Here is a 22999-nt window from a genome sequence, read left to right on the forward strand (position 1 = left end):
GGCATCCGGGGCGGCCTTTGCTTATGTGGAACGCGCTTCTGGTTCCCGGCGCGACGTGTCAGAAACTTCCGGTAATGAAATGAAATAGAACAGAAAAGCCGCAGATAGCAATCTGCGGCTTTTCTGATGTCGTTCGGTCAGATCACACGCCTTCGCCGACAAAGGCCTTTTCCACCACGAATTCGCGCGGTTCGGAATTGGCGCCTTCGCGCAGGCCAAAGCCTTCCAGAACTGCCATCACATCCTTGTTGAAGGCAAGGCTGCCGCAGACCATGGCGCGGTCTGTCGCCGGGTCCATTGGCGCGATACCCAGATCGGCAAACACCTTGCCCGAGGTGAGGTTGTCGGTGATGCGGCCCGTATGGTGAAACTCTTCGCGGGTGGTGGTGGGGTAGTATTTCAGCTTGTCGCCCACCAATTCGCCGATCAGCGGATCGTCCTTCAGGCTTTCCACCAGACGGCGGCCATATTCCAGCTCGGCCACCGTGCGGCAAGTATGCATCATGATGACTTCGTCGAATTTCTCATAGGTTTCCGGCTCGCGCATCAGCGAGGCGAAAGGGGCGATCCCGGTGCCGGTGGCCAGGAACCAGACCCGCTTGCCCGGCAGCAGCGCATCATGCACCAGCGTGCCCACTGGCTTGGGGCGCAGGATGATCTGTTCGCCCGGCTGGATATGCTGCAGCTTCGATGTCAGCGGGCCATCCGGCACCTTGATCGAATAGAACTCCAGCTCCTCATCCCATGCGGGCGAGGCGATGGAATAGGCGCGCAGCAAGGGTTTGCCATTGTCGCCCAACAGCCCGATCATCACAAACTCGCCCGACCGGAAGCGCAGGGATTGCGGGCGGGTCACGCGGAAGGAAAACAGGCTGTCGGTCCAATGCGTCACGGCAGTGACGGTCTGCGCATCGGGCAGGGTGACTTTGGCGGCGGCGATCTCGGACACGGGTTTTTGCTCGGTCATGGAATGTCGTTTCCTGAATATGTCAGGCAGGGGCGCAAGGAAAGCCGCAAATCAGGCGCGCAGGCGCGACTGATAGTCATGGGCCTTCCAGTCGGCGCGGAACTGCCACTGGCTTTCGGGTTGGCGGGCGGCCAGATCGTCGGGGATTTCGACCGCGTCAAAGCCCACCCGACGCGCCATCGCATATTGATCGGCAATCACCGGCCCAAGAGCCCGCAACTCGCCCACATAGCCCATCATCCGCAACCTGCGGGCAATGGTGAAGGCGCGGCCATCGTTGAAGGCGGGAAAGCCCACCCGGATCAGCGTCAGTTGCGCCAGAACGGGCGCCACCGCCGCCGGATCATCGGTATGGGCCAGATCGAGTGCCTGACCATCGCCCAGATCGGCCAGACCGGGGTTCACGCTATCTGCCACGGGGGTAAAGCCCGTATCGGTGACGATCACGCTCATACCGCGCTCTCCGTTGTGGTTTGGCCGCCCCGCACGGGCTTGCCGTTGATGAAATGGATGCCGCATTCGGTTTTCTGGCTGCCGCGCCAACGGCCCGCTCGCGGGTCCTCGCCGGGGGCAACCGGGCTGGTGCAGGGCGCGCAGCCGATCGACGGATAGCCCTTTGCCACCAGCGGATGCCGGGGCAGGCGGTTGTTGACCATGTACTCCTCAAGGTCCTCGCGGCCCCAATGTGCCAGCGGGTTCACCTTGATGCGGGTTTCGCCTTCGGCTTCGAAGAAGTCCACCTCTTGCCGCGTCGCACCCTGAAAGCGTTTGCGCCCGGTGATCCAGCCATCAAATCCCTGCAGCGCACGTTCCAGCGGTTCAACCTTGCGCACAGCGCAGCAGGCATCGGTGTTGAACTGGTGCAACGTGCCGTCGGGATCTTCGAACTCCACCTTCTTCGGATGGGCGCGGATCGTGCGCAGGTCGCACAGCGCCAGTTTTTCGGCCAGTTCACGCTGGTAATCCAGCGTTTCCTGGAACAGCATCCGGGTATCGACGAACAGAACCGGGGTTTCCGGGGCGATCACCGAAACCAGATGCAGCAGCACCACCGATTCCGCCCCGAAAGAGGACACCAGCGCCACGCGGCCCAGATCGGGGTCTTTCAGCGCATGTTCCAGCACCGCCGTCGCCCCGTGATGGCGATAGCGGGCATTCAGCGCCGCAACCCGCTCGGCCACGCTGCCCAGGGGCCCATGGGATGTGTCACGCGGCATCCTGTGTTCCTTCCGCCGGGTACAGGGCGGCCTTGAACGGCGCCAGACCCAGACGGCGATAGGCCTGCAGGAAGGTTTCGCCCGGCTCCTGACGCAGGTCCAGATAGGCCCTCACGATCCGTTCGATGGCAGGCACGATCTCGTCATAGGCAAAACCGGGGCCGGCACGTTCGCCGATCACCGCATCTTCGGTGCCATCGCCGCCCAGCGTGATCTGATAGTTTTCCACGCCCGCGCGATCCAGCCCCAGAATGCCGATATGGCCGACATGGTGGTGACCGCAGGCATTGATGCAGCCGGAAATCTTGATCTTCAGCGGTCCGATATCATGCTCGAGCTTCAGCGCGTCAAAGCGGGTGGCAATCTCTTGCGCCACCGGAATCGACCGGGCCGTGGCCAGCGCGCAGTAATCCATCCCCGGGCAGGCGATGATGTCGGAAATCAGCCCGACATTCGCGGTGGCCAGACCATGCTGCGACAGGATCGCATGCAGGGCGGGCAGGTCGGATTTGTGGACATGCGGCAGGATCACGTTCTGTTCGTGGCTGATGCGCAGTTCATCATGACCATAGCGTTCGGCCAGATCAGCCATGACACGCATCTGTTCGGCGGTGGCATCGCCCGGGGTTGCGCCATGGGCCTTCAGGCTGATGGTCACGATGGCGTATTGGTCATTGCGATGCCGGGCCAGATTGGTATCGGCCCAGGCCCGGAACACCGGATCTGCCGCATAGAAGGCGTCATAGCCATCAACCGGCGCATTGCGGAAGGCCGGAGGTGCGAAGGCCGCCTTGATCTCGGCCAGCAGATTTTGGTCATTGCCGCCAAACAGCGGGCGCAATTCGGCAAAGCGGGCTTCGATCATCCGGGTGATTTCGGCCTTGCCGGTTTCGTGCAGGGTGATCTTGATACGGGCCTTGTACTTGTTGTCGCGTCGGCCCAGCGTGTTGTACACGCTCAGCACAGCCTCGACATAGGGCAGCAGATCTTCTTCGGGCAGGAAATCGCGCACGGCCATGCCCACCATCGGCGTACGGCCCAGACCGCCGCCCACCAGCACGGTAAAGCCAAGCTCGCCTTGCGCATTGCGCACCAGCCGCAGCCCGATGTCATGCGCCCCGGTCACGGCACGGTCATTTGGCGCACCGGTGATGGCGATCTTGAACTTGCGCGGCAGGAACTGGAATTCAGGGTGATCCGTGGACCATTGCCGCAGCAATTCGGCATAGGGGCGGGGGTCTTCGACCTCATCCGCCGCGGCGGCGGCGAAATGGTCCGATGTCACGTTGCGCACGCAATTGCCGCTGGTCTGGATGGCATGCATTCCCACATCGGCCAGCGCCTGCAGCATTTTGGGCACATCGGGCAGCTTGGGCCAGTTGAACTGGATGTTCTGCCGGGTGGTGAAATGGCCATAGCCCTTGTCCCAGGTCTGGGCGATATGGGCCAATTGCCGCATCTGGCGCGGGTTCAGCGTGCCATAGGGAATGGCCACCCGCAGCATATAGGCATGAAGCTGCAGATAAAGCCCGTTCATCAGCCGCAGCGGACGGAACTCTTCTTCGGTCAGCGACCCGTCGATCCGACGCGCCACCTGCTGGCTGAACTGGTCCACGCGGGCCTGGACGAAAGCCTGATCGAATTCGGAATAGCTGTACATGTCGCTTGGGTCCTGGCCTTAATTCAGCTCGGTCTGCTTGCCATGGGCATAGTTCGAAGGGCCACGGGTACGGAACACTTCGCGGAAATGAACCGGTTCGGGGCCGTTGGGGCCGGGCCTGGCATCCGCCAGATAGGCCCCCACAACGATGTTCTTCTGTGCCATGCCGAACAGCAGCCGCAACTGGGCATGGGCCTCGTCCTCGATCAGCTCGGCCTCGTGATGGTGGCGCGACCAGCGGTCATCGGCGGTCAGATAGACCACGTCGCCATCAAGCAGATCGTTGGCGGTCACCACCTTGGGCGTGAAACGGGGCATGGCATGAGCCTTCGATAGAAGAATTTCCTCTTGCTATATAGAAGAATTTCCCTGATTTTGGCCAGATGCCCGCGCAGATAAGGACATTTGTTCTGTATATGCAGGCAAACTGAACCCTGTTCCCGCCAAAACGGAGATTTGCGGAATGTCGGCCCGTCTGGATGAAATCGACCGGAAAATCCTTGCCGAACTGCAGGAGGATGCCGAACAGTCGCTGGACGAAATCGCCCGCAAGGTGGGCTCCAGCAAGACCCCGGTCTGGAATCGCATCCGCCGCATGAAAGAGGCCGGGGTGATCCGCCGCCAGACCGCGATCCTTGACCCTGAATCGCTGGGGCTTGAGGCGTGTTTCTTCGTGCTGATCCGCACCAGCGAACATGAGGCCGACTGGCAGCGCCGGTTTCTGGAAACCCTGCGCGCCCGCCCCGAGGTGCTGGAGGCGCATCGGCTTGCGGGGGATATCGACTATATCCTCAAGGTTCGGGTCAAGAACGCGCGGGCCTATGACACCTTCTATCAGGCGCTGATTTCGCAGGTGAAGATCCACAATGTGACGGCATTGCTCAGCATGGAAGAGATCAAGTCGGAAACCGCGCTGCCCTTGTGACGCCCGATCCCCTTGACGCACGGCCCCTTGTGCCGTGCGCCCCTTGGGTCAATCCGCGCGGACCATCAGACGTGTCAGGCCATGGAAATGATACACATTGCCATAGCTGGGCGGCGCGGTCATGCGCAGGCGCGGCAGGCGGTCGAACAGGATGGGCAGGGCGGTCTGCAATTCCAGCCGTGCCAGCGGCGCACCGACGCAGAAATGCAGCCCCATGCCAAAGCTGAGATTGGGTTTCACCGGCCGCCCGGGCAGAAACTGGTCCGGCGCGTCCCATTGGCCCGGATCGCGGTTGGCGGCGGCCAGCAGCAGTTGCACCTCGGTTCCCTTGGGGATCAGGGTGCCCATCACCTCGACATCTTCATAGGCCCAGCGGGTGAAGATATGCAGAGGCGGGTCATGGCGCAGGATTTCCTCGACCGTCGCTTCCACGGAATCGGGGCGCAGCGCGGTGGGCGGTGTGGCCGTTTCCAGCAGGCGTTTCACCCCGTTGCCAAGGCTGTGCACGGTGGCTTCGTGCCCGGCATTCAGCAGCAGGATGCAGGTGGTGATCAACTCGTCGGTGGTCAGCTTTTCGCCTTCCTGTTCCGCCGCGATCAGGGCGGAAATCAGATCGTCGCGCGGCGTGCCGCGGCGGGCATCGACATAGCTGCGCATGAAGGCCACGAAGGCCTCGGTCGCGGCGACAGCCGCATCTTCGCGCGCGCGGTCGCGCCCGGCCATATACATGCCCACCATGGCATTCGACCAGCCCAGCAGATCATCTGCCATGTTTTCCGGTACGCCCAGAAGCCGGGCAATCACGATGACCGGCAGGCGCTGGCCGAACTGGCGCAGCAGATCAAATTCGCCTTCGGGCAGGGCATCAATCAGATCATGGGTCAGTTGCGCGATTTCCGGCTGCAAAGCCGCGATCCGGCGCGAGGTGAAGGCACGCAGCACCAGACTGCGCAGTCGGGTATGGCGGGGCGGCTCCAGTTCCAGCATGGAATGGGCTTCGACCGCATAAAAGGGTTTCAGATGATCGGGCACGGGGCTGCGTTTGTCGGCTGGCACCTCACGGCCAAAGCGCCGGTCGCGGAAAATCGCATTGCAGGCCGCGAAGTTGCCCGAACTGATCCGGTCATACTCCGCCCAGCGAAAGAACGGCCCCGCCGTACGGGCGCGTTCATAGAACGGATAGGGGTCTTGCACGAAAGCGGGATCGGTCGGGGATTGGGAAAGCGTTTGCATGCCGGTTCAGACAGGTTGGGATTGCGCGCGAGGGGCGCTTTGCGCGATCAGCACGCCCGCGCCGACAATGGCCGCGCCAAGCGCTTGGGTCCAGTTCCAATCGGCGCCCAGCAGCCAAAGGAAGATCATCACATAGAACGGGGCCGCGTTCATGTGCAGCGAGGCCTGCCCGATACCCAGATGGCCAACCGAGGCGATCCACAGAAGCTGGGTCAGCGACAGGCCAAGAATGGCAAAGACCGCCAATGCCAGGGCCTCGCGCGGGCCAAGCGCTTGCCATTGCACCCCCGGAAGGTCGGCCAGGTGGCCCACCAACGCCACGCCGATACAGGCGATGGCGGCTCCGGCCAGGGTCAATGTGGTGCGGCCCAGCGGTGTCAGCCCCGGCAGGACCGTGATCGTCAGCCGTGACCCCAAAGTATAGCACAGGATCGAGCCGAAGGCCGCCGCGGCCCCCAGCCCGAGGCGAAAGCTGCCCATCGCCTCGGCATAGGCCAGAAGCCCGCCGGTCAGCGACAGAACCAGCCCCGCCACCAGCCGCCCCGTCAGCCGCCGCCCGTCCAGCACACATTCCAGCGCGATGCCCAGCACCGGCATAGAGGCCGAAATCACCGCCACAGTCACCGCATCGGTGCGCGACTGCGCGATCACCAGCAGCACACCCGCCATGCCCAGCATCAGCCAGCCAATGGCGATGCCCCGGCCCCAGGGGGCAGCAGTCAGCGCCCGCCGCCCCTCGATGACCCACCACAGCGGCAAAAGCACCGCGGCTGCCAGCGCCATCCGCGCGGCAGTCAGTGGCAGGGGCGGCACCGGCCCGATCAGATAGTTCGCAGCAGGCAGGCCCATGGCCCAGACCAGCATGGACGACAGGCAAAGCAGATTGGCCTTCAAGGGCGACAAAATTTTTGACTTTCTTCAGGAAACCCTGACAACTTGGCAGACCTGCCGCCCCGTTGCTGGGCAGTGGGCGACAAGGAAAGTGCGGTTCCCGTCAGGCTGTCTGAGTGGCGCTTTCAGAAAGGGCCGCGACAATTGCACCGAAATCGGCGGCCTTCAAACTTGCCCCGCCCACCAGCGCCCCATCGACATCGGGCAATGCGAAGATGTCGGCGGCATTCGCCGGTTTGACCGACCCGCCATACAACAGCCGCATCCCGCCCGCCTCTGCACCAAAACGGGCGGTCAGCGTGGCGCGCAAATGGGCATGGACCTCGGCGATTTCGGGCAGGGTGGGCGTGCGACCGGTGCCGATGGCCCAGACCGGTTCATAGGCAATCACGCAGTTGGCCGCAGTCGCCCCGTCCGGCACCGATCCGGCCAATTGCCGCCCGACCACGGCCAGAGTGGTGCCGGCGTCCCGTTCGGCCTCGGTTTCCCCAACGCAGACCACCGCAACCAGACCGGTGGCCCATGCGGCGCGGGTCTTGGCGGCAACCTGATCATCGGTTTCATCATGATCGGCGCGGCGTTCGGAATGGCCCAGGATCACATGGCTGGCCCCGGCATCGGCCAGCATTGCGGCGGCAATATCCCCGGTATGTGCACCCGAGGGTGCGGCATGGCAATCCTGCCCGCCGATGCGCAGCGCCGATCCGGCCGCCAGATCAGCCAGCCGCGCGATCAGGGTCGCGGGCGGGCACAGCAGCATTTCGCAGGCCGGGGCAGGGTGGGCAGCCAGAAGGGCGCGCACCTCATCCAACGCGGCGGCGGTGCCATTCATCTTCCAGTTCCCGGCGGCCAGCTTCTGCATCGCGATCCCCTTCTGCATGCGGTCTGGCCTATATGCCATCACCACCCGCCAAGGGAAAGCGGTTGCGCAAACATCGGGCAGATCAGCCGGTGGGTTGATCCTTGAACTTGATCGATTCGCCGCAGCCGCAGGCCTCGGCCACATTCGGATTGTTGAACTTGAACGAGGCTTCCAGCGCGCTGACCTGATAGTCGATTTCCGTGCCGAACAGGAACATCTGCGCCATGGGGGCGATGGCCACGCGCGCGCCATCCTGTTCGACCACTTCATCCATCGGGTTCAGCTCGGCCACATAGTCCATGGTGTATTCCATGCCCGCGCAGCCGCCCTTCTTGACCCCGATGCGCAGCCCGCGCGCGCCCTGCCGTTCCATCAGGCGCGCGATCTGCTTTGCTGCCGCAGGGGTCAGGGTGACGGCCTGTTTGCCGGGAATGCCGAACATCGCAGTGATCCTTTTGCTATGCCGCAAAGATAGGATTTCGCGGATGGTTCCTCAAGGGGGCCGACATTTCGGCCCGCGCTGACGCTTACATGAAGCCCAGTTCCAGCCGCGCCTCGTCAGACATCATGTTCATGCCCCAGGGCGGATCGAAGGTCATCTGTACCCGCACATCCTGCACGCCCGGGACGGCCGAGACCGCATTTTCCACCCAGCCCGGCATTTCCCCCGCCACCGGGCAGCCCGGTGCAGTCAGCGTCATGATGATATCCACCATATTTTCTGATGAAATATCAATCGTATAGATCAGGCCCAGATCGAAGATATTCACCGGGATTTCCGGGTCGAATACCGTGCGGCAGGCCTCGACCACGCTGTCATACAGCGTGTGGTCGGTGCTGGAGGGCTTGATCAGGGGGGCGCCTTCAAGCGGCGGCTGGGCCTCGGTCATCTGCGTCTCGCATGTTTAGTTGACCGATTATATAGGGATTGCCGCAGCAAAGGTCCAGCGCCCGCCAGAAAAACTGTAGGCCGGGCTAAAGCAACCGCCGCGCAAGGCCCGACCGGATCAGGCCCCAGGTCATCACAAGCGCGATCCCGAGCGTCAGCGCAAAGATCACCGGGCGGCTCAGATCCTCGCGGAAATAGCGAAACAACAGGGCGCAGGGGGCAACATGGGTGAAATAGATGCCATTGGCATATTGCCCCAACTCGCGCCCCGCTGAGCCTAGGGGCAGGCGCAGTGCCAGCATCACCAGCGCAGGCGCAGCCAGAGCCAGCGACAGCAGGTTGTCATGCGCCACCCCATGCGGGGCAAGGGCAGACAGCAGCAGCGATTCCGCCAGAACCGCCACCACGCCAAGGCCCGCCATGAGGCCGAGTGCAGGCAGGGAAAAGCGCGCGGCCAGATCATGGCGGCGGATCAACAGCCCGGCCAGAAAGAACGGCAGACATAGAAACAGCCCGTTGCGGTGGTACCAGATCTTGCCCTCGATCCCCCCCCAGGAGACGGCCCAGGTAATCGCCAGGCCGCAGCCGAAACTGGTCAGCATCACCAGAACCAGCGCGCGCGTGCCCCAGCCGCGCATCAGGATGACTAGTGCCCCGGCGAGAAAGGTGCCGGACAGATACCACAAATGCCAATAACCCAGCACCGCATCGCGCAGGATGCCCGTCAGCGGCTGGGCTTCAAAGCTGCGCCAGCTGACCGGCAGATACAGCACCATCCACGCCACATACAGAAAACCCAGCCGCTTCAGCCAGGCGCGCATGGGTGCCCCTTCGGCAAGCTGGGCAAAGAAATAGCCGTTGATCACCAGAAAGACCGGCACCGCAATGCGAAACAGCCCGTCGCCGGTCAGCAGGATCGCCGTGCGCCCCAAGGGCGCAACCGGATTAGCATGGATGCCCACAACCGCGATGGCCATGGCGATTTTCAGCAGGTCCAGCGCCCGGCTGCGGGCAGGGTTGGTCATGGTGGGCTCTCCGGTCTGGCAGTGCCGTCAAACCACGGCGGCGCCGCGGCGGCAAGCCACCTGTCAGGTTTCGCGCCCCGCCAGCCTGCGCCGCACGATCCGCGTCAGTCGCCGATGCACGGGCGAGATCCGGTGGCGCAGATGCAGCGCGGCATAGACCGGCTGGCGCAGCACCGGCGCATCCTCGACCCGCCGGAACCGGCCATCGCCCAGCAGAGTTTCGGCAGTTTTTTCCAGCACATAGCCCGCGCCCCCCATGGCCCCCAGCAACGAGGCCACCGTTCCGCTTTGCCCCACGGAAATCGCCGCAGAGACCAGTTCCGGTGTGACCTGACGGTGCATGGCCTCGAATGCGGGCGAGAAATGCGCGAAGATGAAGCTTTCCGGCGCCACCTCGGCCAGCCGCGTGGTCTCTGACGACACCATCACATAGGGCACTTCGCCCACCGTTTCGAAATGCAGGTCGGGGTGGGGTTTGGGCGAAAACATCACCGCAAAATCCTGCACCCCGGTCAGCAGATCGGCGCACATCTGGTTGGAATAATCGGGTTCGATGTAAAAGGCGGTTTCGGGCAGGGCGCGGCGAAACTCGGCAACCCATTCGCCGATATGCTGGGCTGCCAGATCGTTCTGGATGCCCAGCCGCACCAGATGCGCCGCGCGGTCGGGCACCTGAATGCGCCGCCGGGCCTCGTTCCATTCATGGCGCAGACTGCGGGCATGGGCCTCGAACCGGCTGCCTTCCATGGTCAGATCGGTGCCTGCGCGCGACCGATCGAAGAGCCGCGCCCCGATTGCCCCTTCCAGCGTCGCGATCCGGGCCGAGACGGTGCTTTGCGTCACGCCAAGCCGTTCTGCGGTGCGGTTGAAGCTGCGGGTTTCGCAAAGGTCCAGAAAAGTGTCGAGAAGTTCGATCTGCATGGCGGCCCCTGATCGGTTTTATCGATCAATACCCCAGGTCGCGCCGAATTGAAACCCCGCATGCCTTGCCCGATACTGACCGCAATCAGGGAGCATGTCATGGCGGATTTTCCAACTTCGGCCCGGGTCGTCATCATCGGGGGGGGCGCCGTCGGGGCCTCGGCGCTGTATCATCTGGCCAAGGCCGGGTGGACGGATTGCGTGCTGCTGGAAAAGAACGAACTGACCGCCGGGTCCACCTGGCATGCGGCGGGCAATGTGCCCACCTTTTCCTCCAGCTGGTCGATCATGAACATGCAGCGCTATTCGGCGCAGCTGTATCGCGGCTTGGGCGCCGAGGTCGATTATCCGATGAACTATCACGTTACCGGATCGGTGCGCCTGGGGCATAGCCGCGAACGGCTGCAGGAGTTCAAGCGCGTGGTCGGCATGGGCCGCTATCAGGGCATGGATCTGGATATCCTGACGCCAGACGAGATCAAGACCCGCTATCCCTTTGTGGAGACCCATGATCTGACCGGCGCGCTCTATGATCCCAATGATGGCGATATTGATCCGGCCCAGCTGACTCAGGCGCTGGCCAAGGGGGCTCGGCAGATGGGCGCGCGGATCGAACGGTTCTGCCCGGCCACAGGCGTGCGCCGCGATGGCGATGACTGGGTGGTTCAGACGCCAAAGGGCGATATCCGCTGTGAAATCGTCGTGAACGCCGCAGGCTATTACGCCCGCGAAGTGGGCAAATGGTTCGGGCGCGATCTGCCGATGATGGTGATGAGCCATCAATACATGCTGTTCGACACGATCCCCGAAATCGAAAGCTGGTCGCGCGAGGTGGGCCACAAGCTGCCGCTCTTGCGTGATGTGGACAGCAGCTATTACCTGCGGCAGGAAAAATACGGCTTCAACCTTGGGCCCTATGAGGGCAATTGCCGCGCGCATTGGGTGACGCCGGATGATCCCTTCCCCGAGGATTTCAGCTTCCAGCTTTTCCCCGATGATCTGGAGCGGCTGGAATGGCACATTGCCGATGCCATGGCCCGCGTGCCGCTTTTGGAAAAGGCCGCGCTGACCAAGGTCATCAATGGCCCCATCCCCTATACGCCGGATGGCAACCCGCTGATCGGCCCGATGCCCGGCGTGCCCAATGCGTTTGAGGCCTGCGTCTTTACCTTTGGCATCTGTCAGGCGGGCGGTGCGGGCAAGGTTCTGGCCGAATGGGTGACCGAAGGTGCCACGGAATGGGATATGTGGTCCTGCGATCCGCGCCGCTTCACCGGGTTCGAGGATGCGGATTACTGCGTGAAAAAGGGGATGGAGGTCTATGGCCACGAATATGCCATCCACTTCCCGCATCACGTCTGGCCCGAAGGCCGGATGAAGAAACTGTCGGCGGTGCATGACCGGACGGCGGCGCTTGGCGCGCAATTCGGGCCGTATAACGGCTGGGAACGCGCGTTGTGGTATGCCCGCCCGGGCGATGATACTTCGGGGGACGCGCAGCGCACATGGGATCGTCAGGGGCCATGGTTCAACGCGGTCAAGGCGGAATGCGAAGCGGTGCGCGATGCGGCGGGTATCCTGGACCTGCCGGGCTTTTCGCGCTTCCGGCTGACGGGGGACGGCGCCGCCGATTGGCTGGCCCGGCAGATCACCGGCAAGCTGCCTTCGGTCGGGCGGCTGGGGCTGGCCTATTTCGCCGATGCCAAGGGGCGGATCGTCACCGAAATGTCGGTGGCCCGGCTTGCCGAAGAGGAATTCACCCTGATCACCGCCGCCACTGCCCAGTCGCATGATCGGGAATGGCTGCAAAAGCATCTGGCCCCGGGCCTGACCCTGACCGACCATAGCGATGAATGGTCCACCCAGATCCTGACCGGGCCCAAGGCACGGGAGATACTGGCGCAGGTCGCCACCGCCGATCTGGCGCGCGGCTGGCTGACCCATCAGACCGGCACGATTGCCGGGGCCGAGGTCTGGCTCTGCCGGGTGTCTTTCGCTGGTGAACTGGGTTGGGAAATCCATTCCCGCCGCGCCGATACGCCCCAAGTCTGGGATGCAGTGATGGCGGCGGGCACGCCGATGGGGCTGAAACCCTTTGGCATGTTCGCGCTGAATTCGCTGCGGGTGGAAAAGGGCTATCGGGCCTGGAAGGGCGATCTTTCGACCGATTACACCGTGCTGCAGGGCGGTCTTGACCGGTTTGTCGATTGGGCCAAGCCAGAATTCCGCGGCAAGGCCGCGCTGGAGGCCGAACGCCAGGCCGGGGTGGCCAAGCGCTTCTGCACGCTGGTAATCGACGCGGGCGATTGCGACCCGCCCTACATGTCTACCATCTGGCACAAGGGGCAGGTGGTGGGTGAACTGACCAGCGGCTATTTCGGCCATCGGGTCGGGGCCTGTATCGGGCTGGGTATGCTGCGCGCCGATCTGAACCAGCCCGGCACGTCGGTTGAGGTGGAAATCTTCGGCCAGCTTTATCCGGCCACGGTGCAGGCAGATGCCCCGCTGTGGGATCCGGCAAATGCCCGGCTGCGGGCATGACCGGCCTGCCTGACCGGATGTGCGGCGTGCAACTGACCGGCCATGGCGGGCCCGAGGCGCTAGTCTGGCGCGAGGATATCCCCGTGCCGCGCCCCGCTACGGGCGAGGTGCTGGTGCGCGTGCTGGCGGCAGGCGTCAACATGACCGATCTGAACACCCGCAAGGGGTGGTATGGGGGCGAAGGTCGTGCGGCGGGCTGGGCTGGAGAGATGGCCTTCCCCCGCATTCAGGGGTCTGATCTCTGCGGGCGGATTGTCGCCCTGGGCCGGGATGTGGCGGACCTGCCTCTGGGCGCGCGGGTGATCTGCCCGACCAATCAGCATGAACCGAATGCGGCAAACCCGATCCATTTTGTCTCTATCGGGTCCGAATTCGACGGGGCGTTCGCGCAATACTGCCTGCTGAAGGCGCGGCATCTGCATGATGTGACCGCTTCGCCGCTTAGCGATATCGAAATCGGGGCCATGCCCTGTGCCTATGGTACGGCCCACAATCTGCTGACCCGGGCACAGGTGGCGGTGGGTGAACGGGTGCTGGTCACCGGGGCTTCGGGCGGCGTCGGGCTGGCAGCGGTGCAACTGGCGCTGTTGCGCGGGGCCGAGGTGACCGCGCAATGCAGCCTGTCGAAATCCGCGCCCTTGCGGGGCTTTGGCGCGCAGATACTGGGCCGCGACACTGCGCCACCGCCCCGCGCCTTTGATGTGGTGATTGATGTGGTCGGGGGCGATGGCTGGCAGGACAGGCTGGATGCGCTGCGCCCCGGCGGACGCTATGCCACCAGCGGGGCCGTCGCGGGGCCGATGGTGAAGGGCGATCTGCGGCGGGTCTATCTGAATGACCTGACCATCCTCGGCGCAACCCATCAGCCGCGCGAGGTCTTCGCGGGGCTTGTCACGATCATCAATACCGGGCGCATCCGCCCCGTGGTGTCGAACACCTATCCGCTGCGCGACATTGCCCGCGCGCAATCCGATCTGGAGGCCGGGCGCTATCCCGGCAAGCTTGTCCTCATTCCCCCGGAGACCACATCATGACCCTGCCAAGCAAAGCCCGCGCCGTCATCATCGGGGGTGGGGTGTCAGGCTGTTCGGTGGCCTATCATCTGGCCAAGGCGGGCTGGACCGATATCGTCCTGCTGGAGCGCAAGCGGCTGACCTCGGGCACCACATGGCATGCGGCGGGGCTGATCGGGCAGTTGCGCGGTTCAGCCAACATGACGCGGCTGGCCAAGTATTCCGCCGATCTTTACGTCAAGCTGGCGGCGGAAACCGGGGTGGAAACCGGGATGCGGCAGGTTGGCTCCATCTCGGTCGCGCTGACGCGCGAACGGCATGAGGAATTGCTGCGCCAGGCAACGGTGGCGCGCATCTTCGATGTGGATGTGACCGAAATCAGCCCCTCGGATGTCAAGGCGATGTATCCACATCTGAACACCGATGGCGTGGTGGGCGCGGTCCATCTGCCCCTGGATGGGCAATGCGATCCGGCCAATATCGCGATGGCGCTGGCCAAGGGCGCGCGGATGCGCGGTGCGCGGGTTGTGGAAGGGGTCAAGGTCACCGGTGTCACCGAAAACATCGGACCAAAGGGCCGCCGGGTGACTGGCGTCAACTGGCAGATGGGCGACGAAGCGGGCCATATCGCCGCCGATGTCGTCATCAATTGCGGCGGCATGTGGGGGCGTGATCTGGCCGCCGAAAATGGCGTGACCCTGCCGTTGCATGCCTGCGAGCATTTCTATCTCATCACCGAACCGGTGGAAGGTCTGGGCCATATGCCGGTGCTGCGGGTGCCGGATGAATGCACCTATTACAAATCCGATGCGGGCAAGATGATGGTCGGCGCGTTCGAGCCGGTGGCCAAACCCTGGGGCATGGGCGGCATCCGTGAGGATTTCGAATTCGACACGCTGCCCGAGGATTGGGATCATTTCCAGCCCATTCTGGAAAATGCCATGAACCGGATGCCGCTGTTCCAGACCGCAGGCATTCATACCTTCTTCAACGGCCCGGAAAGCTTTACCCCCGATGACCGCTATTATCTGGGCGAAGCGCCGGAACTGGGCGGCTACTGGGTAGCGGCGGGTTACAATTCGGTCGGGATTGCCAGCAGCGGCGGCGCGGGCATGGCGCTGGCCCATTGGATCACCGAAGGCGAGCCGCCCTTCGATCTGTGGGAGGTGGATATTCGCCGCGCCCAACCCTTCCAGAAGAACCGCCGCTATCTGAAGGAACGCGTCACCGAAACGCTGGGCCTGCTTTATGCCGATCACTTCCCCTATCGCCAGATGGCCACGGCGCGGGGCGTGCGGCGCAGCCCGCTGCACGACCATCTGAAGGCGCGCGGTGCAGTCTTTGGCGAGGTGGCGGGATGGGAACGCGCCAACTGGTTCGCGCGACCGGGGCAAGAGCGGGACTATCGCTACAGCTGGCAGCGGCAGAACTGGTTCGACAACCAGCGTGAAGAACATATGGCCGTGCGCGAAGGTGTCGGCTTCTTTGACATGACCAGCTTTGGCAAGATCCGCGTCGAAGGTCCGGGGGCGCTGGATTTTCTGAACCGGCTGTGTTCGGCACAGATGGATGTGGCGGCGGGGCGGATCGTCTATACCATGCTGTTGAACGATCGCGGCGGGATCGAGGCCGACCTGACGGTCACGCGCCTTTCGGAAACCGCCTTCCTGCTGGTGGTGCCGGGGGCCACCTTGCAGCGCAACCTGGCCTGGTTGCGGGCCAATCTGGGCGATGATCTGGCCATCATCACCGATATGACGGCGGCGGAATCCGTGCTCTGTGTCATGGGGCCGAAGGCGCGCGACCTGATGGCGCGCGTGTCGCCAAACGACTTTAGCAATGCTGCACATCCCTTTGGAACTGCGCGGGAAATCGAGATCGGCATGGGGCTGGCCCGTGCCCATCGCGTGACCTATGTCGGTGAATTGGGATGGGAGCTTTATGTCAGCACCGACCAGACAGCCCATGTGTTCGAAGCTCTGGAAGAGGCCGGCGCCGATCTGGGGATGAAGCTGTGCGGGCTGCACACGCTGGACAGTTGCCGCATCGAAAAAGCCTATCGCCATTGGGGCCATGACATCACCGACGAAGATCATGTGCTGGAGGCGGGCCTGGGCTTTACCGTCAGCCGCAAGAAGGCCACCTTCCTTGGCCGCGATGCCGTGTTGCGCCGCGAAGAGGCCGGGCTTGCGCGCCGGATGCTGCAATTCCGCCTGAAAGACCCGGCCCCGCTTCTGTTCCATAACGAAGCGATCGTGCGCGATGGCAAGATCGTCGGCCCGGTGACCAGCGGGAATTATGGCCATTACCTCGGCGGGGCGATCGGGATGGGCTATGTGCCCTGCGCCGGGCAGTCAGAGGCCGAAATTCTGGGATCGCGCTACGAAATCGAAGTGGCAGGGGTGCGCCATGCGGCCGAAGTGTCGCTGGCCCCGCTGCATGACCCGCAATCGATGCGGGTACGCGCCTGAAGTCGGGCCGAAAAATTCAAGGCTGACGCGGTGTTGCAGCGTGTAGCTTTCAGAAAACATGAAGTTGAAAATGCAGGCGAGGAGATGGACATGACCGATCTGGGCGAAATCTGCGAACCGGCACGGGCGCGGCGATCCGGCGGGCGGGCGGCGCGGGTGGCGGAACGCGCGGCCCCCTTGGCCGAAGCACTGCGCCCGGTGCGGCCCGGCCTGCCGGGCGGCCAGTACCGCCCGCTGACCGATGATGGTGTGGCGCAGATCCATGCCGCAGCGCTTGACGCGCTGGAGGTGATCGGCCTGGCCAATGCGCCGAAATCGGGGGTTGAAATCCTGACGGGGGCCGGCGCTGTGCAGGGCGATGACGGTCGCATCCGCTTTCCCCGTGCGCTGGTCGAGGACATGCTGGCCAAGGCCGCGCGCGACATCACCCTGCATGGCCGCGACGAAAAATACGATCTGCACCTGTCGGGCACCAATGTGCATTTCGGCACCGCTGGGGCGGCGGTGCATATCGTCGATCCGGTCACGCATGAATATCGCGATTCCACGGCGCAAGACCTCTATGATGCTGCGCGACTGGTGCAGAATCTGGACAATATCCACTTCTATCAACGCACCATGGTCTGCCGCGATGTGGTGGACAATTTCGACATGGATGTGAACACGCTGTATGGCTGCCTTGCGGGCACCAAGAAGCATGTCGGCACGTCCTTCAGCGATCCCAGTCATGTGGCGGGGTGTTTCGATCTGCTGCATATGGTGGCAGGTGGCGAAGAAGCCTGGCGCGCGCGTCCCTTTGTCAGCAATTCCAATTGCTTTGTCGTGCCGCCGATGAAATTCGCCGAAGAAAGTTGCATGGTGATGGAAGATTGCGTGCGCCGCGGCATGCCGGTCCTGCTGCTGAGCGCGGGGCAGGCCGGGGCCACGGCCCCTGCGCCCATCGCACTGGCCATCGTGCAGGCCATGGCGGAATGTCTGTCGGGGGTGGTCTATGTGAATGCGATCAAGCCCGGCGCCCCGGCGATCTTTGGCACATGGCCCTTTGTCAGCGATCTGCGCACCGGTGCCATGTCGGGCGGCAGCGCGGAGCAGGCACTGCTTTCGGCGGGCTGCGCGCAGATGCACCGGTTCTACAATCTGCCGGGCGGGGCGGCGAGCGGCATTTCCGACAGCAAGCTGCCCGACATGCAGGCCGGGTGGGAGCAGGCCATCACCAATACGCTGGCGGGTCTGTCGGGCCTGAACATGTGCTATGAATCGGTCGGTATGCACGCCTCGCTGCTGGGCTTCTGCCTGGAAAGCCTGATCATGGGCGATGACATTCTGGGCCAGGTCATGCGGCTGGTGCGCGGCATTGATGTGACCACCGATTCCACCTCGATCGAGGCGATGAAATCGGTCTGTCTTGGCGGGCCGGGCCATTACCTTGGGTCGGATCAGACGCTGCAACTGATGCAGACCGAATATGTCTATCCGGTCGTGGGCAACCGCATGTCACCCAAGGAATGGAACGAAGCCGGCAAACCTGTCTTGCTGGATCGAGCCATTGCGCGCAAGAATGAAATCCTTGCCAAGGCGGGATGCCAGATCGCGCCCGAGATCGACGCCGCCATCCGCGCCAAATTCAACATCCACTTCCGGTGACCCAGATGATCCCTGCGCAAATTTCCAGATTCTATATCAATGGCCAGTGGGTCGAACCGCTGGGAACCGAACGGATCGGCGTTGAAAATCCGGCGACCGAGGATATCGTGGCCCAGCTTCCGCTGGGGTCCGAGGCCGATGCCGATCGCGCCGTTCTGGCGGCGCGGGCAGCCTTTGACGGCTGGTGCGCAACGCCTGTGGGCGACCGCATCGCCGCCGTGAAACGCATCCTTGCGATTTACAATGATCGCTATGAAGATTTCGCCCAGGCCATGAGCCTTGAAATGGGCGCCCCGATCGAATGGGCGCGAGGCGCACAGGCCTGGGCCGGGCAGGTGCATATCGAAAGCACCATCCAGGCGGCCGAGGAAATGGCCTGGGAATATTCGCGCGGAACGACCCGGATCATCTATGAAGGCATCGGTGTCTGCGCGCTCATCACGCCATGGAACTGGCCGATGAACCAGATCGCCTGCAAGGTGGCGCCTGCATTGCTGGCGGGCTGCACCATGGTTCTGAAACCTTCGGAAATCGCCCCGCTGTCAGGCGCGCTGTTTGCCGAGATCTGCGATGCGGCGGGCCTGCCGCCCGGTGTGTTCAATCTGGTGCAGGGCACGGGGCCGGTTGTGGGGGCGCGGCTGTCCTGCCACCCCGAGGTGGATATGGTCAGCTTCACCGGATCGACGCGCGCCGGAACGGCCGTTGCCGCGGCGGCTGCGCCCACTGTCAAGCGGGTGGCACAGGAACTGGGCGGGAAATCGGCCAATATCATCCTGCGGTCGGCCGATCTGCAGACCGCAGTGGCGGGCGGGGTCGAAGGCTGCTTTGGCAATACGGGCCAAAGCTGCGACGCCCCCACCCGCATGTTCGTGCCGCGCGAAAGCCATGATGCCGCGCTGGAGATTGCCCGCGCCACCGCCGAGGCCGTGGTGGTCGGCGATCCGGCGGACAGCGCCACCACCATGGGGCCGCTGATCAGCAAGCTGCAGTTTGACAAGGTGCAGGGCCTGATCGCCAAGGGGATCGAGGAAGGGGCCACGCTGGTCTGTGGCGGGCTTGGCCGCCCTGCGGGGCTGAACCGGGGCTGGTTCGTGCGGCCCACCATCTTTGGCCATGTGACCAACCAGATGACCATCGCGCGCGAGGAAATCTTTGGCCCCGTGCTGGCGATCATCCCCTATGACAGCGAAGACGAGGCCGTGGCAATGGCCAATGACACGGTTTACGGGCTTGCGGCCTATGTTCAGGGCGAAATTGCCGAGGCGCGCGCCATTGGTCGTCGCCTGCGCGCCGGTCAGGTGAACCTGAACTACCCCGACTGGGACACTTTCGCGCCTTTCGGCGGCTACAAGCAATCCGGCAATGGCCGGGAATATGCCGGCTGGGGCATCCATGACTTCTGCGAGGTCAAGGCGCTGGTCGGTTTTGGGGAGGACTGAATGCATTACGGCTATATCGGGCTCGGCAATCTGGGGGGCCATCTGGCGGCCAGCCTGATCCGGGAAGGGTTCGAGGTGACGGTCTATGACCGCGATCCGGCGCTGGCGGAACGCCACCGGGCCATGGGCGCGCATGTTGCGCAATCGCCCGCAGAACTGGGTGCGGCGGTGGACCATGTGTTCACCTGCCTGCCCTCGCCGCAAGTGTCCGAAGTGGTGCTGGCACAGTTGCTGCCTGCGATGAAACCGGGTGCCACCTGGATCGAAAACTCGACGCTGGGTCGTGAAGACGTTCTGCGTCTGGGCCAGCTGGCGGCGGAACAGGGTATCCGCATGCTGGAGGCCCCGGTAACAGGCGGGGTGCATCTGGCGGCGCGGGGCGAGATCACCGTGCTGGTGGGCGGCGATCGCGCGCTTTATGACGAACATCACCGCGCGCTTTCCGCCATTGGCGGCCAGCACTTCCACATGGGGCCGCTGGGCTCGGCGGCGGTGATCAAGGTCATCACCAATATGCTGGCCTTCATCCATCTGGTTGCAGATGGCGAGGCGCTGATGTTGGCCAAGCGTGGCGGGCTGGACCTGAAAACCGCGTGGGAGGCCATCCGCGCCTCCAGCGGCACCAGTTTCGTGCATGAAACCGAAGGCCAGCTGATCCTGAACGGCAGCTATGATATCGCCTTCACCATGGATCTTGCGCTGAAGGATCTGGGCTTTGCCATGGGCTTTGGCAAGGAATTCGGCGTGCCGCTGGACCTGGCGTCCCTGACCAATCAGACCTTCCTGAAAGGCAAGGCGGCCTATGGGGGGGCTGCGCAATCGACCCAGATCGTGAAACTGCTGGAAGACCTGCTGGGCACCGATCTGCGGGCCGAAGGCTTCCCGGCCCGGCTGACCTAGATCAGATCAACCAGCCGCGCGGCCTCGGCCCCGATATCGGCCAGCGCCGCGCGGTCCTCGCCCGGGAAGAACCGGGCGCGGGTTGCGGTGGCCATCGGGGCAGGGGTGGCAATCAGCACGCGGGGGCCGACCTTGGCTGTTTCCTTCTGCCAGCTGCGCGCCAGCGCCATCTGCGCGGCCTTGCTGGCCCCATAGGCCCCGAAATACATCTCTCCGGCCCGCGGATCGTCCAGAAACATCGCAGTGGCGCGGGTCTCTGCGGCTTGCAGCAGCGGCTCCACCATCGGGATCAGGATGCCGGTTGCGCGGGCATTGATGGCGACCGACTTGTCCCAGTCCTTCTGGTCGATGAACGGCGCCGGCGCCAAGGGTGCGGCATGGATCGCGGCATGAACCCAGAGATCAAGCTTGCCCCAGCGATCATGGATCGACCGGCAGAGATGGGACAGCGCGTCATCCTGCGTGATGTCCATCGGGGCCAGCGTCATTTCGCCCGCTCCGGGCTGGCGCTTGGCCTTGACCCGATCATCCAGATCTTCCAGCCCGCCCACGGTGCGGGCCAGCGCGACCACATGCCAGCCGCGAGCGGCCAGTTCCTCGGCCATGGCGAAGCCAAGCCCGCGCGAGGCACCGGTCACAAGGGCAATACGGCGGGCGGATGCGGTGGTCATGGGCGAAGGCTCCGGTTCGGCGGATGAGGCAAAGGCCGGGGGTGCCAGACCCGGGCCCCGGTTTCCGTGGGATATTGGGACGCGCAGCAAGAGGCAAGATGGCAATCAGGGACCGGTTGCCGCATCTGGGCAACCTGGCCCGAAACCAGCCTTCGCTGTCAATCGGCGGGCTGCAACATCTCGAAACCTTCGGCCAGCTTGTCCGAAGGCGGGATCGGATATTCGCCCGAGAAACAGGCATCACAGAAGCGCGGGGCCTTCGGATCGCGGCCTTGTGCTTCGCCAGCGGCGCGATACAGCCCGTCCAGCGAGATGAACTTAAGGCTGTTGACCCCGATCCAGTCGCGCATTTCATCTTCGGTCATGGTCGCCGCCAGCAGTTTGGATCGTTCCGGCGTATCGACCCCATAGAAGCAGGGCCAGGCCGTCGGGGGCGAGGCAATGCGGAAATGCACCTCGGCCGCGCCGGCATCCAGGATCATGTCCTTGATCTTGCGCGATGTGGTGCCGCGCACGACCGAGTCATCGACCAGGATCACCCGCTTGCCCTTGATGAGCGCGCGGTTCACGTTCAGCTTCAGCCGCACGCCCATGTTGCGGATCTGCTCGGTCGGTTCGATGAAGGTGCGGCCCATATACTGGTTGCGGATTATCCCCATGGCATAGGGGATGCCCGATTGCTGGCTGTAGCCAATGGCCGCCGGGGTGCCGCTGTCAGGGACGGGGCAGACCAGATCGGCCTCGACCGGGGCTTCCTTGGCCAGTTCCACGCCGATCTGGCGGCGCGTTTCATAGACCGACCGGCCCTGAAGAATGCTGTCAGGGCGCGAGAAATAGACCTGTTCAAAGATGCAGAACCGCGACGGGGCCTGGGTGAAAGGCCGGGTCGAGGTGATCTTGTTGCCTTCGATGATGACCATTTCGCCTGGGTCGATTTCCCGCACGAATTCGGCCCCGATGATGTCGAGTCCGCAGGTTTCCGATGACAGCGCCCAGCCGTGATCGGAAATCCGGCCCAGAACCAGCGGGCGCACGCCATGCGGATCGCGCACGCCGATCAGCTTGGTCCGGGTCATGGCGATGACGCTGAAGGCCCCTTCGACCCGGCGCAGCGCATCCTTGATCCGTTCGGCAATGTTGGTCTGGATCGAGCGCGCCATCAGGTGAATGATGCATTCGCTGTCTGATGACGACTGGAAGATCGACCCGCGTTCGATCAGTTCCTTGCGCAGGGCGCTTGCATTGGTCAGGTTGCCGTTATGGGCAATCGCCGCGCCGCCCATGGAAAATTCGCCAAAGAAGGGCTGCACATCGCGGATGGCGGTGGCCCCCTTCGATCCGGCGGTGGAATAGCGCACATGGCCGATCGCCAGTTCACCGGGCAGCGTGTCCATCACATCGGCCTTGGTGAAATTGTCGCGCACATAGCCAAAGCGGCGGGCGGAATTGAACCCCTGTTCCGGGTCATAGCTGACAATGCCGCCGGCTTCCTGACCGCGATGCTGCAGCGCATGCAGGCCGAGCGCCACGAAATTGGCGGCATCGGTCACACCGATCACGCCGAAAACGCCGCACTCCTCCTTCAGCTTGTCGTCGTCGAACGGGGTGCTGAGGAAGCGCGTCATCTGGCTCTCCGAATCCGAAGGGGCGGGTTGTGCCCCTAGTAATGCGAAGGGGCGTGAGTGTCACGCCCCATGCCGCAGTCTTTTGTGTCAGACCTCTGTCTGTGG

21 protein-coding genes are annotated in these 22999 nt (G+C 63.7%); 7 read left to right on the forward strand and 14 right to left on the reverse strand.

Annotation, left to right across the window (positions count from 1 at the left end):
- Positions 1-142: 142 nt before the first annotated feature.
- The 5 genes from V6590_RS00845 to V6590_RS00865 are packed head-to-tail and all read right to left on the reverse strand — an operon-like array spanning position 143 to position 4162.
- The gene (locus V6590_RS00845; protein WP_335418137.1) at positions 143-967 is read right to left on the reverse strand and encodes a ferredoxin--NADP reductase; all 825 of its coding nucleotides are present in this window, start codon (positions 965-967) and stop codon (positions 143-145) included.
- A 51-nt stretch (positions 968-1018) separates the two neighbouring features.
- On the reverse strand, positions 1019-1420 hold the full coding sequence (locus tag V6590_RS00850) for a DUF934 domain-containing protein (RefSeq protein WP_335418140.1): 402 nt from the start codon (positions 1418-1420) through the stop codon (positions 1019-1021).
- Positions 1417-2184 carry a phosphoadenylyl-sulfate reductase gene (locus V6590_RS00855; RefSeq protein ID WP_335418143.1) on the reverse strand — a complete coding sequence of 256 codons (768 nt, stop codon included), beginning with the start codon at positions 2182-2184 and terminating at the stop codon, positions 1417-1419. The genes V6590_RS00850 and V6590_RS00855 overlap by 4 nt, the downstream gene beginning before the upstream one ends.
- On the reverse strand, positions 2174-3844 hold the full coding sequence (locus V6590_RS00860; RefSeq protein ID WP_335418146.1) for a nitrite/sulfite reductase: 1671 nt from the start codon (positions 3842-3844) through the stop codon (positions 2174-2176). The genes V6590_RS00855 and V6590_RS00860 overlap by 11 nt, the downstream gene beginning before the upstream one ends.
- An 18-nt stretch (positions 3845-3862) precedes the next feature.
- Positions 3863-4162, reverse strand: coding sequence for a DUF2849 domain-containing protein (locus tag V6590_RS00865; RefSeq protein WP_335418148.1), 300 nt, complete (start codon positions 4160-4162; stop codon positions 3863-3865).
- A gap of 145 nt (positions 4163-4307) precedes the next feature.
- Here V6590_RS00865 and V6590_RS00870 point away from each other — a divergent pair, with 145 nt between their 5' ends.
- On the forward strand, positions 4308-4769 hold the full coding sequence (locus V6590_RS00870) for an Lrp/AsnC family transcriptional regulator (protein ID WP_335418151.1): 462 nt from the start codon (positions 4308-4310) through the stop codon (positions 4767-4769).
- A 48-nt stretch (positions 4770-4817) separates the two neighbouring features.
- Here the strand turns inward: V6590_RS00870 and V6590_RS00875 are convergent, their stop codons facing one another.
- From V6590_RS00875 to V6590_RS00905, 7 genes are all read right to left on the reverse strand, one after another.
- Complete coding sequence (locus V6590_RS00875; RefSeq protein ID WP_335418153.1) at positions 4818-6002, reverse strand: cytochrome P450; 1185 nt, start codon at positions 6000-6002, stop codon at positions 4818-4820.
- A 6-nt stretch (positions 6003-6008) separates the two neighbouring features.
- Positions 6009-6896: a DMT family transporter gene (locus tag V6590_RS00880; protein WP_335418156.1), complete on the reverse strand. Its 888-nt coding sequence runs from the start codon at positions 6894-6896 to the stop codon at positions 6009-6011.
- A 100-nt stretch (positions 6897-6996) separates the two neighbouring features.
- Positions 6997-7755 (reverse strand): triose-phosphate isomerase, encoded by a 759-nt coding sequence (tpiA, locus tag V6590_RS00885; protein ID WP_335418159.1) that lies wholly within the window; start codon positions 7753-7755, stop codon positions 6997-6999.
- A gap of 82 nt (positions 7756-7837) precedes the next feature.
- The gene (locus V6590_RS00890; RefSeq protein ID WP_335418161.1) at positions 7838-8197 is read right to left on the reverse strand and encodes a HesB/IscA family protein; all 360 of its coding nucleotides are present in this window, start codon (positions 8195-8197) and stop codon (positions 7838-7840) included.
- Between the two features lie 85 nt (positions 8198-8282).
- Positions 8283-8645, reverse strand: a complete 363-nt coding sequence (locus tag V6590_RS00895; protein ID WP_335418164.1) for an SUF system Fe-S cluster assembly protein — start codon at positions 8643-8645, stop codon at positions 8283-8285.
- A gap of 85 nt (positions 8646-8730) precedes the next feature.
- On the reverse strand, positions 8731-9669 hold the full coding sequence (locus V6590_RS00900) for an acyltransferase family protein (RefSeq protein WP_335418169.1): 939 nt from the start codon (positions 9667-9669) through the stop codon (positions 8731-8733).
- A 63-nt stretch (positions 9670-9732) separates the two neighbouring features.
- The gene (locus V6590_RS00905) at positions 9733-10590 is read right to left on the reverse strand and encodes a LysR family transcriptional regulator (protein ID WP_335418172.1); all 858 of its coding nucleotides are present in this window, start codon (positions 10588-10590) and stop codon (positions 9733-9735) included.
- Between the two features lie 99 nt (positions 10591-10689).
- Here V6590_RS00905 and V6590_RS00910 point away from each other — a divergent pair, with 99 nt between their 5' ends.
- The 6 genes from V6590_RS00910 to V6590_RS00935 all read left to right on the forward strand — a co-directional run bounded on the left by V6590_RS00910 (position 10690) and on the right by V6590_RS00935 (position 20598).
- Positions 10690-13131 (forward strand): GcvT family protein, encoded by a 2442-nt coding sequence (locus V6590_RS00910; RefSeq protein WP_335418175.1) that lies wholly within the window; start codon positions 10690-10692, stop codon positions 13129-13131.
- Entirely contained in the window at positions 13128-14165 is a 1038-nt protein-coding gene (locus V6590_RS00915) for a zinc-binding dehydrogenase (RefSeq protein WP_335418178.1), read from the forward strand. Before V6590_RS00910 ends, V6590_RS00915 begins: the two co-directional genes overlap by 4 nt.
- Positions 14159-16615 carry a GcvT family protein gene (locus V6590_RS00920; protein ID WP_335419342.1) on the forward strand — a complete coding sequence of 819 codons (2457 nt, stop codon included), beginning with the start codon at positions 14159-14161 and terminating at the stop codon, positions 16613-16615. The genes V6590_RS00915 and V6590_RS00920 overlap by 7 nt, the downstream gene beginning before the upstream one ends.
- Positions 16616-16705: 90 nt before the next feature.
- Positions 16706-18259 (forward strand): trimethylamine methyltransferase family protein, encoded by a 1554-nt coding sequence (locus tag V6590_RS00925; protein WP_335418181.1) that lies wholly within the window; start codon positions 16706-16708, stop codon positions 18257-18259.
- A 5-nt stretch (positions 18260-18264) separates the two neighbouring features.
- A complete protein-coding gene (locus V6590_RS00930; protein ID WP_335418183.1) occupies positions 18265-19698 on the forward strand; it encodes an aldehyde dehydrogenase family protein in 1434 nt (477 codons plus the stop codon).
- On the forward strand, positions 19699-20598 hold the full coding sequence (locus tag V6590_RS00935; protein ID WP_335418187.1) for an NAD(P)-dependent oxidoreductase: 900 nt from the start codon (positions 19699-19701) through the stop codon (positions 20596-20598).
- Here V6590_RS00935 and V6590_RS00940 read toward each other — a convergent pair.
- Both V6590_RS00940 and purF read right to left on the reverse strand, forming a co-directional pair.
- Entirely contained in the window at positions 20595-21269 is a 675-nt protein-coding gene (locus V6590_RS00940; protein ID WP_335418190.1) for an SDR family oxidoreductase, read from the reverse strand. The genes V6590_RS00935 and V6590_RS00940 overlap by 4 nt on opposite strands.
- Before the next feature lie 158 nt (positions 21270-21427).
- Positions 21428-22894, reverse strand: coding sequence for an amidophosphoribosyltransferase (gene purF, locus V6590_RS00945; RefSeq protein WP_335418193.1), 1467 nt, complete (start codon positions 22892-22894; stop codon positions 21428-21430).
- Positions 22895-22999: the final 105 nt, after the last annotated feature.

This window comes from Gemmobacter denitrificans (genome assembly GCF_036964905.1).
GTDB classification, from domain to species: Bacteria; Pseudomonadota; Alphaproteobacteria; order Rhodobacterales; family Rhodobacteraceae; genus Gemmobacter; species Gemmobacter denitrificans.